Below are 13,964 nucleotides of genomic sequence, written 5' to 3'. Positions count from 1 at the left end.
AAAACAACAGATGAAAAAAATAGTATATATTGTATTCCTAGTGTTTATAGGTGTACAAGCCCAACAAGATCCACAATATACACAGTATATGTATAACATGAATGTGGTAAACCCAGCCTATGCAGGCTCTACAGAAAGTGTATCAATAGGTGCACTTTACAGAAGTCAATGGGTTGGTTTAGAAGGTGCACCAACAACAGGTACTCTAGCTATACATTCTCCAGTAGGAAGCAATGTAGGATTAGGTTTCTCTTTAATTAGTGATGAAGTTGGACCTGTACAAGAAACCAATGCTTATGTAGATTTCTCGTATACAATACCAGTAGGAAACACAACTAAATTGGCTTTTGGATTAAAAGCAGGAGCAACCTTTCATGATATTGGATTAACAGGATTAGAGCTTACAGATCCAGACGATCCATTTTTCTCAGAGAATATAAATGAGACGACACCAAATATTGGAGCAGGATTATATTTTTATAAGCCAAGTAAGTATTACATTTCAGCCTCTATGCCAAACATATTAAGTTCGGTACATTTAGATGCTAATGGTTACAAAATAGGATCAGAAACACAACACTTTTTTGGAGCAGCAGGATACGTATTTGATTTGTCAGAAAACTTTAAGCTAAAACCACATGCTTTAGCTAAAGTTGCTTTTGATGCACCAGTAAGTTTTGATGTCAATTTAAACCTGTTTATGTATGATGTTGTAGAAGTAGGAGCAGGTTACCGTTTAGATGATTCTTTTAGTGGTATGATTAACTTTTTAGTTGCACCAAATTTAAGAATAGGTTATGCTTATGACAGTATCCAATCACAATTAGATGTCGTAACCAATTCTTCACATGAGATTTTTATCAATTTTGATATTAATTTACCAAGAAAAGTATCACGTTCACCACGTTATTTCTAATCCATTAAGTTAACCAAGACAATGAAAAAAATACAACTATTTATATGCGCTATCTTATTAAGCAGCACTTGTGTGTTTGCTCAAAGTGATGCCACCAAAAAAGCTGATAAATTATTTGCTAAATATAAATTTGTAAATGCTATAGAAGCCTATACAAAACTAGTAGAAAAAGGAGAAGGCGACCCTTATATTTACTCTAAATTAGCCGAAGCAAACTACAACATTTACAATACTATTGAGGCAGAAAAATGGTATGCAAAAGCATTAGAAACAGGAGTTTCAAAACCAGAAATGCTTTACAAGTATTCTGAAATGCTAAAAGCAAATGGAAAATATGAAGCTTCTAATTTGCAAATGAACAAATTTGCAACTATGCGACCAGGAGATGATCGTGCAGTAATGTATAAATCTAATCCTGATTATTTAGCAAAAATACTGGATAAAGACAAAAAATTTAATGTTCAAAACTTAGATTTAAACAGTAAAAATGCTGATTTTGGAGGCTCACTTCAAAACGGTAAATTATACATTACCTCTTCAAGAAATGATAGCCGAAAAAAATACGGTTGGAATGAAGAACCATTTTTAGATGTCTATCAATATACAGTAGCTGAAGACGGATCTTTTCAAGGTGAAACATTATTACCTAGCGACATAAACACCAAATACCATGAAGGTATCACAAGCTTTACACCAAATGGTAAATTAATGTTTTTCTCTAGAGAAAGCTTTTTTGAAAACATCTATGAAAAAGACAGTGTTTCTAACACTAAATACAGTGTATTACACTTATTTAAGGCAAAAAAAGAAGCTGATGGGTTCTCTCAAGTAGAAGCATTATCAATAAACAGTCCTAATTATTCTATAAAAAACCCAACCATTAGTGCTGACGGAAGCACCATCTATTTTGCAAGTGATATGGCTGGAGGATTTGGTAAGTTTGATATTTACAAAGCCACTTTAGACAGTAACGGAGAAGTTGGCACACCAGTAAACATGGGACAAAAAATAAATACAGAAGGGCAAGAAATGTTTCCTTTTATAAGTGATAATAATACCTTGTATTTTTCTTCAACTGGACACTTAGGGTTAGGAGGAATGGATGTGTTTTACACAAAAGAAATTGATGGAAAAATTGGCCCTATACGTAATGTAGGTATTCCTGTTAATAGTAATGGAGATGATTTTGCTTTTATAATCAATGAAGTCTCAGGTGAAGGTTTTGTGTCTTCCAATCGTGATGGAGGAAAAGGAAGTGATGACATTTATGCTATTAAAAAAATACAACCGTTATGTGATGTATTAATAGTAGGTACCATTTTAGATGAAAAAACAGGAAAAACATTACCAGGAGCATTAACAAGTTTAGTAGACGCACAGGGTAATATTTTAGCAACAAAACCAGCAAATTCAGAAGGTAAGGTAGAATATATTGTAGAGTGCGAAACAGACACAGAGCTACAAGTCACAATGAAAGGTTATGAAAGTAATAAAGTTGCTATAAAGGGATCAAATGAAGAAGAAATAGAAACAACAGTTAAACTACAACCAATTGAAAAGATTGTAATACCAAAAGTAGAAGTAGTATTAAATCCAATCTATTTTGATTTTGACAAATCAAACATTACAGCACGTGCTGCTTTTGAATTGGATAACTTAGTACAAGTCATGAATAAATATCCTGACATGGTTATTCAAGCTACATCACATACAGATTTTAGAGGTCCAGCTGAGTATAACCAAAACTTATCCGAAAGACGTGCGCAAACCACAAGACAGTACATTATCTCAAAAGGAATTGATGCTGGAAGAATCATGGCTTCTGGTCTAGGAGAAACCAATCCTGCTGTAAACTGTAATCCTTGTAAAGAAGAGGATCACGATTTAAACCGAAGAAGTCAATTTATTATTACTAGTGGTGGACCACAATAATAATTAATAAGCTTAACCAACAAACCAAAAAATAGCCTTGCAATTTGTAAGGCTATTTTTTTAATTTCTAAAATTTGACGTTAACTTCTAATTATATTTACCATTTACTGAAGGGAGCTTGACTTAATTGTGAGTTATAATATTTTACATCACCTGTTACTTCATTAGCTAACCAATCTGGTTTAATAAAATGCTCGTTTTCAGAATTTAATTCTACTTCTGCAACAACCAAACCTTCATTTGAACCTAAAAATTCATCTATTTCAAAAATATGATTACCAACTTTCACTTCATATCTCACTTTATCTATTACTTCTTCTAAACACAATGCTAACAACTGCTTAGCTTCCGCTTTAGCGATTTCTTTTTCCCATTCAAATCGTGACAATCCATTTTTAGAAGACTCACCTTTTATGGTTAAATAGCCCATTTCACCTTTTAATCGTACTCTAACAGTACGTTTTTTATCTGTACTTAAAAATCCCTGTATAATTCTTGTTTGTTTAAAAGCTTCGGCTTTAAAATTATTAGAATTAACTAAAAATTTACGTTCTATTTCAATCATTATTTTATTATGTTAAAAAATATCTTACTCTAAATTCAAATACAAAAAAAAGACAATTAATGCCTAAATTTACAAGATGCAAAACGATTTACCAATAAGAAAAATTATTCATGTGGATATGGATGCATTTTATGCATCTGTTGCACAAATGGATAATCCTGATTTAAAAGGTAAAGCTATTGCTGTTGGTGGTGGTGGACCACGTGGTGTTATTAGTGCTGCTAGCTATGAAGCCAGAAAATTTGGAGTTAAAAGCGCAATGTCTGGTAGGTTGGCTATAAAACTGTGTCCCCATTTAATTTTTGTTAAAACGGATTTTGAACGCTACAAAGCCATATCTAATAAAATTAGAAACATCTTTTATGACTATACAGATTTGGTTGAGCCTTTGTCTTTAGACGAAGCCTATCTTGATGTAACCGAAAACAAAAAAGGTCATCCAAGTGCTTCTATGCTTGCGGAAGAAATAAGAAACAGAATTTTTAATGAAGTGGGTCTTACTGCCTCTGCTGGTATTAGTATAAATAAATTTGTAGCAAAAATTGCAAGTGATTACAATAAGCCTAATGGTCAAAAAGTAGTTAATCCTGAAGAAGTTTTAGGCTTTTTAGAAGCTTTAGATATTAGAAAATTTTACGGTATTGGTAAGGTAACTGCAGAAAAAATGTACCAAAAAGGCATCTACAACGGGATGGATTTAAAGTCTAAATCTATGGAGTTTTTAGAATCTAATTTTGGCAAATCAGGCAAATCCTACTACTACATTGTAAGAGGCATACACAATAGTGAAGTTAAACCTAATAGGATTAGAAAAAGTTTAGCTGCTGAACGAACTTTTAATGAAAACTTATCTTCAGAAATATTTATGCTTGAAAAATTAAAACATATTGCGGACGAAGTCGCTAGACGGTTAAATAAAAGCAATGTCGCAGGAAAAACAATAACATTAAAAATTAAGTATAGCGATTTTACATTGCAAACACGAAGTAAAACGCTCCTATATTTTGTGGCTGATGCATCTATAATTTTAGATACAGCAAAAGATTTACTGTATCAGGATAAAATGAGCAATTCTGTAAGATTATTAGGGATTTCGTTATCTAATTTAAACACAACTAAAAAACCTAAAATCACTGAAAACAAAAAAGCAATTAGCGTACAGTTGCGTTTTGGCTTTTAAGCAACTTCTAAAATACGCTCTAGAGGAATAATGGTTGAAGTTTTTAAAATCACATACTCATCTGTGACTCCCCAAATAGTAGTATTAACACGTTTAACGCCTTCACTATCTGCAAATAAAATTCTTACTTTTTGATGCTCTAAATTACCTAAAACCATAGCCCTTTTTAAAGTTAAGCAACGTTCAGCTTTCTCTTTTTTGGAGACTAATAGTTCTTCTTTTGGAAAGGTTAAATATTTAATTTGTTCTTTTTCAATTGTTGGGATATTGACATTTTTCATGATGACTGTTTTAGTTTAGTACTTTAAATTAATAAATCCACACTAAACAACCCAATTAAAATGCAATATTCTCATTATTTTAACATTACTTGTAAGTAATTTAAAACAAAAAAAAGATCAACTATAATTTATAGCTGATCTTTTTTATTTTGTTGAATTTATAATTTAAAAATTACAGCTTTCAATTTCTGTAACTCTTAAAGTGTTTACCATACCTTTTTCTTGAATTGGCATTGCTGCTAAACTAATAAGCATGTCTCCTACTTCTAAAAATCCTTTTTTACATGCAATTGCATTTACATCCTCTATGGTTTCATCTGTACTAACAAACTTATCGTAATAAAAAGCTGTAACTCCCCAAAGTAAACTTAATTGCGTTAATATGCGCTTATTTGATGTAAATACAAGTATATGTGTACTTGGTCTCCAGGCAGAAATTTGAAAAGCGGTATAACCACTATTAGTTAACGTAGAAATTGCTTTCGCATTAATATCATTAGCCATATGTGCTGCGTGATAACAGATAGATTTTGTTATGTAACGCTTAGTACGAATATGAGGAGGAGATTGTGGCACTTGTATTAAATCAGAATCTTCTACACTTTTTATTATGTTAGACATCTGACGGATAACTTGTACAGGGTATTGCCCTACACTAGTCTCTCCTGACAACATTACTGCATCTGCACCATCCATAACACTATTAGCAACATCATTAACTTCTGCTCTAGTTGGTGTTAAACTAGTAATCATAGTTTCCATCATTTGGGTTGCAATAATTACTGGTATTCTAGCACGTTTTGCACGTAATACTAATTGCTTTTGTACTAATGGTACTTCTTCAGCAGGAATTTCTACTCCTAAATCTCCACGAGCTACCATTAATCCATCACAATAAGCCACAATTTTATCAATATTTTCTACTGCTTCTGGCTTTTCAATTTTTGCTATAATCGGAATTTTATGATCGCTATGTTTTTTTATCAGTTCTTCTAATTGCATTAAATCTTCAGCATGACGCACAAAAGATAATGCCATCCAATCTACACCAATTTTACAAGCAAATATTGCATCGTCAACATCTTTTTCCGTTAAAGCAGGTTGAGAAATATTTGTATTAGGAAGATTTACCCCTTTTTTAGACTTTAATGGTCCACCTTGAATAACCTTAGCTTTTACTTCAGATTTTTTATCTGTAGATACAACTTCAAAAATTAATTTTCCATCATCTAACAGTATACGTTCACCAGGTTTAGCATCTTGAGGAAAACTATCGTAAGTCATGTAAACGCGTTCTTTAGTTCCTTCAAAACGTTCTCCAGTAGCAAAAATAATTTCGTCTCCTGGATTTACAATAACTTCACCTTTCATAACACCAACACGTAGCTTAGGACCTTGAAGGTCTCCTAATATTGATGCATTGTAACCAAACTCTTCGTTTAGTTCTCTTATCATTTTTACACGTTCTTCAACGTCTTTATAATCTGCGTGAGAAAAGTTGATTCTAAATACATTAGCACCTTCGTCTAACATACCTTTTAAAACCTCTTTACTACTTGTTGCTGGTCCTAGAGTTGCAACGATTTTAGTCTTTTTTCTGTGTGGCATTAGTTAAATATTAAATTGTCTTTAGATTTTAAAGTATCAGCATCTATACTGTAAGCTGTCACTACTTGCGGAATCTTAAGAAGATTATTTAAAATAATTTTTTCTTTATTATTAAATTCTGTTTCTATTTTAAGAAGAAAGTTTACCTTTTTAAATTCTGGTAATAAATAGTGATTTGTACTACCTAAATGATCTTCTCCAAATAACGAATTGGATTGTTCAACAGAATTGCTGTTTTGTATTTTACAGTTATTTGCAACTAAATGATAAGTGGTTAATTGTTTATCATCAAACCATTCAAAGATTGCATAATTAGTATTTAAGCTAGGATTGGTAACATCCCGTTTTTGTCTTTTAAGCTTAATGTCTAATGATTTATTAATTAAATAAGCCAATCTGTAATCTTCTATTACGCAATGAATACCAATTAAAGCGTAATGCTCTTCTTCTAAAAATTCGTCTAAAGAAAGTTTTCGAACAGCCATTTTAATTATTAAATTAAATGTAAATATAGTACTAAAAGAATGAATTATTATGAATTTTACCTAAACTTAACAACAATTTATTACGAAAACGTTTGAGTAAACCGCTTTATTTTATCAGTTATGTAATTTAAGAGACTTAAATGAAACCGCCTTTTGATATTTGAGATTGAAGTGCAAAAAAAGCGCGTTTGGATGCTTTCTCTTCTGCTTTCTTTTTAGAAGTCGCTCTAGCTTTAGCCACAACTTTTTTATCTATAGATAATTTTACAGAAAAATGCTTAACGTCATCATTACCTGTATCTTCATATACGTTGTAATCAAAAACCTTTTTTTCTTTTTGACACCACTCAATAAGAAGACTTTTGTAGCTTATGACTTTACCTTCTAATTTCTCTATATCAACATAAGGATCAATCACACGTTTCTGAATAAACTTTTCACAGTTTACATAACCTTTATCCAAATAAATAGCACCAATTAAAGCTTCAAATAAATTACCATGAATATTGTCACCAAATTGACCTTTTGGTATTTTACTTTTAACAATATCAATAAGCTTTAAATCTTTACCAAGCTCGTTTAAATGCTCACGACTAACAACTTTAGATCTCATTTTGGTTAAATAACCTTCGTCACCTCCAGGAACTTCTGTGTATAAATGGTGTGCAATGACAGCACTTAGCATAGCGTCACCTAAAAACTCTAATCTTTCGTAATTTATAATGTGACCCTTTTCATCCTTTATATTCATCGATCGATGGGTAAAGGCAGTCTTATAATAGTTTAAAGTTTTGGGTTTAAATTTTAAAATTTCTGAAATAGCCACAAAAAATTCACCCTTATCATTTTTTGATTGGGATTTAAATATGTTGCGAATGCCTTTCATTCAGTAAAACTAGTCTAATTTTTTAAATAACACACAAGCATTATGTCCTCCAAAACCAAAAGTATTGCTCATTGCAACTTTGATGTCTCTTTTTTGAGGCTTGTTAAGTGTTAAATTTAAATCTTGGTCTATATTCTCGTCAACTGTAGTATGATTAATTGTTGGTGGCACGATACCGTTTTCCATTGCAAGAATAGCTGCAATAGACTCGATAGCTCCTGCTGCACCTAACAAGTGACCAGTCATAGACTTTGTAGAGTTTATGTTAATTGTTTTAGCATGATCACCAAAAACTTCTTTAATAGCTTTCAACTCGGCAACATCACCTAAAGGTGTAGACGTACCATGAGTATTAATATGATCAACATCTTCTGGTTTTAAACCAGCATTTTCTAAGCAGTTTTTCATAACTGCTATAACACCTATTCCGTCTGGATGTGGTGCAGTCATATGGTGAGCATCAGAAGACATTCCACCTCCTAAAACTTCAGCATATATTTTTGCTCCTCTTGCTTTTGCATGCTCATATTCTTCAAGAATAATTGCTCCTGCTCCTTCACCTAAAACAAATCCATCACGTGTAGCATCAAAAGGTCTTGATGCAGTTTCTGGACTTTCATTTCTAGTTGATAAAGCGTGCATAGCATTAAATCCTCCCATTCCTGCAATAGTTACTGCTGCTTCACTACCTCCAGTCACAATAACATCACAATGTCCTAAACGTATATAGTTTAAAGCATCAATCATTGCGTTAGCCGAAGAAGCACATGCAGATACAGTAGTATAATTAGGACCCATAAAACCATTTTTAATAGAAATGTTTCCTGGAGCAATATCTGCTATCATCTTTGGGATGAAAAAAGGATTAAATCTAGGAGTACCATCACCAGCAGCAAAATTTAAAACTTCATTTTGAAAAGTTTCTAAACCACCAATTCCAGCTCCCCAAATAACGCCAACTCTAAGTTTGTTAACGGTATCCAAATCAAGGTTTGAGTCCGCAATAGCCTCATCTGATGCGACCATTGCGTACTGTGTAAACCTATCCATTTTTCGGGCTTCTTTTCTATCTAGAAAATCTGTAGCCACGAAGTTTTTTAACTCGCAAGCAAATTTTGTTTTGAATTTTTCAGAATCAAAATATGTTATAGGTGCAGCACCACTTTTACCACTAATAAGACCAGACCAATACTCGTCCTTAGTGTTTCCAATTGGCGTTAACGCTCCTAACCCTGTAACTACTACTCGCTTAAGTTCCATAAATATTGTGCTTATTTTGCAGCTTCAATATAAGATACAGCTTGACCTACTGTCGCAATGTTTTCTGCTTGGTCATCTGGAATCTGGATATCGAATTCTTTTTCAAATTCCATGATTAATTCTACAGTGTCTAATGAATCTGCTCCTAAGTCGTTTGTGAAGCTAGCTTCAGTTACAACTTCGTTTTCATCAACACCTAATTTGTCTACGATGATCGCTTTTACTCTTGATGCAATGTCTGACATAATTTTAATTTTTTAGTTTTAATTAAGTGGCAAAAATAAAAAACTTTAATTTAAAACACACGTTTACTTAAAAAATGTGCTACTAATTTAAATATTTAAATTGAAGAATTTCTGTTTTAGCCCGTAATTGTTAATAATTATTGCTTTTTTTGTTTGAAGATTTTAACATTGAAACTAGAAAATGAAACGTGTAGTAATTTTTGCGTCCGGAAGCGGAAGTAATGCTGAAAATTTAATAAGGTTTTTCCAAAATAGAGACAATGCGTCTGTTATTCAGGTATTAACTAACAATCCTCATGCCAAAGTATTAGACAGGTGTAAAAAACTAAAAGTTAGCGCATTATCGTTTAATAAAACAGCCTTTACAGCAACAGATGATGTTTTAAACCTTCTAAAATCTACCCAACCTGATTTAATTGTATTAGCTGGTTTTTTATGGAAGTTTCCAGAAAACATATTAAAATACTTTCCAAACAAAGTAATAAATGTACATCCAGCTTTATTGCCAAAATTTGGAGGAAAAGGCATGTATGGTATGCACGTACACGATGCTGTTGTTAAAAATAAAGAAACCGAAACTGGAATAACTATTCATTATGTTAATGAACATTATGACGAAGGTGCTATTATTTTTCAAGCAAAATGTAAGGTTTTAGCATCAGATACAGCTCAAGATGTGGCTGAAAAGATTCATGAATTGGAGATGAAACATTTTCCTGAGGTAGTTAACCAACTATTAAACAAATAAGATTTCCGCTTAAGCGGAAATACTACAATGGGTAAAAAAAAGAAAAAATACTATACGGTTTGGCAAGGACACCATAAAGGTGTTTTTGAAACCTGGAACGATTGTAAAGCTCAAATTAAAGATTATCCAGGTGCTCAATATAAGTCCTTCGCTACATTTGCTGCTGCTAAAGAGGCTTTAAAAGGAAACTACTTTGACTACATTGGAAAAAAAGAAAGCTTTAAAAGCCAACTTAGTGCTGAGCAACTAAAAAAAATAGGACAACCCAACTATAACTCCATTGCTGTAGATGCAGCATCATCAGGAAACCCTGGAATCATGGAATATCGTGGTGTAGACACAAAATCTAAAAAACAATTATTTATACAAGGTCCTTTTGCTGAAGGCACCAATAATATTGGAGAATTTTTAGCTCTTGTACATGGTTTAAGTTTTTTAAAAAAACATGATAGTGACCGTATTATATATACTGACTCTAGAACTGCTATGAGTTGGGTACGCAAAAAAACATGCAATAGTAAACTACAACGTAATGCCAAAAACAAACCTGTGTACGATTTGGTAGATCGTGCTGTTAAATGGCTAAAAGCAAACGACTACAAAACAACCATTGTTAAATGGGAGACAAAAGCTTGGGGAGAAATCCCTGCAGATTTTGGACGAAAATAAGATGTTACGCTATACCAAAATACTCCATAAAAAGCGTATATTTGCGCCTTAATTTAAAACGCTTTTATGAGCAAATTAGTAATTGTAGGTACAGTAGCTTTTGATGCTATTGAAACACCTTTTGGAAAAACAGACAAAATTCTTGGTGGAGCAGCAACCTATATTGGGTTATCTGCAGCAAACTTTAATGTAGATCAAGCAGCAGTATCTGTTGTTGGTGGAGATTTTCCTCAGGAATATTTAGATCTTTTAAAAGATAGAAATGTAGATATTGAAGGTATCGAGATTGTAAAAGATGGTAAAACTTTCTTTTGGAGTGGTAAATACCATAACGACATGAACTCTCGTGATACGCTAGCTACAGAACTTAATGTTTTAGAACATTTTAATCCTGTCGTGCCAGAAAATTATCGCGATGCAGAGATTGTAATGCTAGGTAACTTACATCCTTTGGTACAACAAGGTGTATTGGACCAAATGACTAAAAAGCCAAAATTAGCTATTTTAGATACTATGAATTTTTGGATGGATATCGCGTTAGACGACCTATTATCTGTTATCAAAAATGTAGATGTTATTACCATTAATGATGAAGAAGCAAGACAATTAACAGGAGAATATAGTTTAGTTGTTGCTGCTAGAAAAATTCATGAAATGGGACCAAAATACGTGGTTATTAAAAAAGGAGAACATGGTGCTTTATTATTTCATGATGACCATATGTTTTATGCTCCTGCTTTACCGTTAGAAGAAGTTTTTGACCCTACTGGTGCTGGAGATACTTTTGCTGGTGGATTTGCTGGCTATTTAGCAAGTACTGGAGATATTAGTTTTGAAAACATGAAAAATGCAGTAATCTACGGATCTACATTAGCATCCTTTTGTGTAGAGAAATTTGGAACAGAACGCATGGTTAATTTGACAAAAGAAGAAGTCAATAACCGCTTGCAAGAATTTAAGAAACTAACACAGTTTGATATAAAATTATAAGTCACTAACGCGCTCAAAATTTGAGCGCGTTTTTTAGTTTATTATTTAAAATAACACAACTCACAACACAACAACAATGAGTGATGCTTTAAAACACGAGTGCGGAATTGCACTAATTAGATTACTTAAACCTTTACAATTTTATAAAGAAAAATATGGTAGTGCATTTTATGGAGTCAATAAAATGTATTTAATGATGGAAAAGCAGCACAATCGTGGTCAAGATGGTGCAGGTTTTGCTAGTATTAAAATGGATACCAAACCAGGAGAACGTTATATAAGTCGCGTAAGATCCATACAGCAACAACCAATACAAGATATTTTTGCTCAAATTAACGAGCGTATTAATAAAGAACTAGCAGAGCATCCAGAATATCAAGACAGTGTTGACTTACAAAAAAAACACATACCATACATAGGTGAGTTATTATTAGGTCACGTACGCTACGGTACATTTGGTAAAAATAGCGTAGAGAGTGTTCATCCATTTTTAAGACAAAATAACTGGATGCATCGTAACCTTATTATGGCTGGTAACTTTAATATGACCAATGTTAAAGAGCTTTTCCAAAACTTAGTAGATCTTGGACAACATCCAAAAGAATATACCGACACCATTACCATAATGGAAAAAATCGGTCACTTTTTAGACGATGCTGTTAGTAAAATTTACAAAGAGCTTAAAAAAGAAGGTTACGGTAAACACGAGTGCTCACCATTAATTGCAGAACGTCTAAAAATTGCAAAAATATTAAGACGTGCTGCAAAAAATTGGGATGGCGGATACGCTATGGCTGGTTTAATTGGTCATGGAGATGCTTTTGTATTACGTGATCCTGCAGGAATCCGTCCAGCATACTACTATAAAGATGACGAAATAGTTGTTGTAGCTTCTGAGCGTCCTGTTATACAGACTGTATTTAATGTAGAATTTAAAGACGTAAAAGAATTAGAACCTGGTAATGCTATAATTGTAAAAAAATCAGGACAAACGTCTATCAAACAAATTCTAGAACCTTTAGAAAGAAAATCTTGTAGTTTTGAACGTATTTACTTTTCTAGAGGAAGTGATGCCGAAATATATCAAGAACGCAAAATGCTTGGTCGTTTATTAATGCCTAAAGTATTAAAGTCTATAAACAATGATACTGAAAACTCGGTGTTTTCATACATTCCTAACACAGCTGAAACTTCATTTTACGGAATGATTGAAACTGTTGAAGAACATTTAAACCAGAAAAAAACTCAAGCCATTTTAGATGGTAATGGTAAATTATCTGCAGAGCGTGTTACCTCTATCTTAAAAGAGCGTCCAAGAATTGAAAAAATAGCTATTAAAGATGTCAAGCTAAGAACTTTTATAACAGAAGATAGTAGTCGTGATGACTTAGTTGCACACGTTTATGATGTAACTTATGGTGTTATCAAACCTACGGATAATCTTGTTATAATTGATGATAGTATTGTACGTGGTACTACTTTAAAGAAAAGTATTATTAAAATGGTAGACAGGTTACATCCTAAAAAGATTGTAATTGTATCTTCTGCACCACAAATACGTTTTCCTGATTGCTATGGTATTGACATGGCTAACCTAGAAACATTAGTAGCTTTTAATGCTGCATTAGCTTTACTTAAAGAAAACAATAAATATGATTTAGTAGAAGACGTTTACAAAAAGTGTAAAGCACAAGAAAACTTAGAAGACAAAGATGTTAAAAACTTTGTAAACGAAATATACGATCAATTTACAACAGAACAGATTTCGGCAAAAATATCTGAATTACTAACAGACCAATCTGTAAATGCTGAAGTAGACATTATTTTTCAACCAGTAGAAAATTTACATAAAGCCTGTCCTGACCATTCTGGAGACTGGTATTTTACAGGTAATTATCCAACTGCTGGAGGTAACAGAGTCGTTAACAGAGCTTTTATTAATTTTTATGAAGGTAACAAAGAACGTGCTTATTAATAAGTAATTATATAGGGTTTAACACATGAAATCCTTTAAGCGAATATATTTACGTTTCAACCATAATTTGCGACTATTCAATAATATTGTGATTATATTTGAGGATACCATAACATAAGTAGGTTAAGTTCATGGTAGATTTGGGGCAAAAAAGGTGAACAATGTTCACCTTTTTTATTTGTCTAAATTTTAAATAAAAACATAAAAAAAGCAGGTTCTAAGAT

At 32.5% G+C, this 13,964-nt stretch carries 14 protein-coding genes; 7 read left to right on the top strand and 7 right to left on the bottom strand.

Going from position 1 to position 13,964, the window contains the following annotated elements; translation table 11 throughout:
• Positions 1–10 precede the first annotated feature (10 nt).
• Positions 11–916: a type IX secretion system membrane protein PorP/SprF gene (locus ITB9_RS12030; RefSeq protein WP_054852132.1), complete on the top strand. Its 906-nt coding sequence runs from the start codon at positions 11–13 to the stop codon at positions 914–916.
• 21 nt (positions 917–937) lie between these two features.
• On the top strand, positions 938–2,848 hold the full coding sequence (locus tag ITB9_RS12025; RefSeq protein ID WP_054852431.1) for an OmpA family protein: 1,911 nt from the start codon (positions 938–940) through the stop codon (positions 2,846–2,848).
• Positions 2,849–2,945: 97 nt separating this feature from the next.
• On the opposite strand, the gene ITB9_RS12020 is transcribed toward ITB9_RS12025, so the two are convergent.
• On the bottom strand, positions 2,946–3,413 hold the full coding sequence (locus tag ITB9_RS12020; protein ID WP_054852430.1) for a CYTH domain-containing protein: 468 nt from the start codon (positions 3,411–3,413) through the stop codon (positions 2,946–2,948).
• A gap of 76 nt (positions 3,414–3,489) precedes the next feature.
• Between ITB9_RS12020 and dinB the strand changes: the two genes are divergently transcribed.
• On the top strand, positions 3,490–4,593 hold the full coding sequence (dinB, locus tag ITB9_RS12015) for a DNA polymerase IV (protein WP_054852429.1): 1,104 nt from the start codon (positions 3,490–3,492) through the stop codon (positions 4,591–4,593).
• Here the strand turns inward: dinB and ITB9_RS12010 are convergent.
• From ITB9_RS12010 to ITB9_RS11985, 6 genes are all read right to left on the bottom strand, one after another.
• Positions 4,590–4,874, bottom strand: coding sequence for a hypothetical protein (locus ITB9_RS12010; RefSeq protein WP_028288990.1), 285 nt, complete (start codon positions 4,872–4,874; stop codon positions 4,590–4,592). The genes dinB and ITB9_RS12010 overlap by 4 nt on opposite strands.
• A gap of 165 nt (positions 4,875–5,039) precedes the next feature.
• On the bottom strand, positions 5,040–6,482 hold the full coding sequence (pyk, locus tag ITB9_RS12005; protein WP_054852428.1) for a pyruvate kinase: 1,443 nt from the start codon (positions 6,480–6,482) through the stop codon (positions 5,040–5,042).
• Entirely contained in the window at positions 6,482–6,967 is a 486-nt protein-coding gene (locus tag ITB9_RS12000) for an IPExxxVDY family protein (RefSeq protein WP_028288988.1), read from the bottom strand. Before ITB9_RS12000 ends, pyk begins: the two co-directional genes overlap by 1 nt.
• A 136-nt stretch (positions 6,968–7,103) precedes the next feature.
• Entirely contained in the window at positions 7,104–7,853 is a 750-nt protein-coding gene (gene rnc, locus ITB9_RS11995; RefSeq protein WP_028607172.1) for a ribonuclease III, read from the bottom strand.
• A gap of 9 nt (positions 7,854–7,862) precedes the next feature.
• Positions 7,863–9,113, bottom strand: coding sequence for a beta-ketoacyl-ACP synthase II (gene fabF, locus ITB9_RS11990; RefSeq protein WP_028607173.1), 1,251 nt, complete (start codon positions 9,111–9,113; stop codon positions 7,863–7,865).
• Positions 9,114–9,124: 11 nt separating this feature from the next.
• Positions 9,125–9,358, bottom strand: a complete 234-nt coding sequence (locus tag ITB9_RS11985; RefSeq protein WP_013869581.1) for an acyl carrier protein — start codon at positions 9,356–9,358, stop codon at positions 9,125–9,127.
• Between the two features lie 181 nt (positions 9,359–9,539).
• On the opposite strand from ITB9_RS11985, the gene purN reads away from it, so the two are divergent.
• The 4 genes from purN to ITB9_RS11965 all read left to right on the top strand — a co-directional run bounded on the left by purN (position 9,540) and on the right by ITB9_RS11965 (position 13,740).
• Entirely contained in the window at positions 9,540–10,106 is a 567-nt protein-coding gene (purN, locus tag ITB9_RS11980) for a phosphoribosylglycinamide formyltransferase (protein ID WP_054852427.1), read from the top strand.
• Between the two features lie 27 nt (positions 10,107–10,133).
• A complete protein-coding gene (locus ITB9_RS11975) occupies positions 10,134–10,775 on the top strand; it encodes a viroplasmin family protein (RefSeq protein WP_028607175.1) in 642 nt (213 codons plus the stop codon).
• 66 nt (positions 10,776–10,841) lie between these two features.
• Positions 10,842–11,765 carry a PfkB family carbohydrate kinase gene (locus ITB9_RS11970; protein ID WP_028607176.1) on the top strand — a complete coding sequence of 308 codons (924 nt, stop codon included), beginning with the start codon at positions 10,842–10,844 and terminating at the stop codon, positions 11,763–11,765.
• A gap of 76 nt (positions 11,766–11,841) precedes the next feature.
• Positions 11,842–13,740 (top strand): amidophosphoribosyltransferase, encoded by a 1,899-nt coding sequence (locus tag ITB9_RS11965; protein WP_054852426.1) that lies wholly within the window; start codon positions 11,842–11,844, stop codon positions 13,738–13,740.
• Positions 13,741–13,964: the final 224 nt, after the last annotated feature.

Source organism: Olleya sp. ITB9 (assembly GCF_001315805.1).
Taxonomy (GTDB): domain Bacteria; phylum Bacteroidota; class Bacteroidia; order Flavobacteriales; family Flavobacteriaceae; genus Olleya; species Olleya sediminilitoris.
The sequence above is the reverse complement of the archived record's forward strand: the minus strand, read 5'-3'. Positions and strand labels throughout refer to the sequence as shown.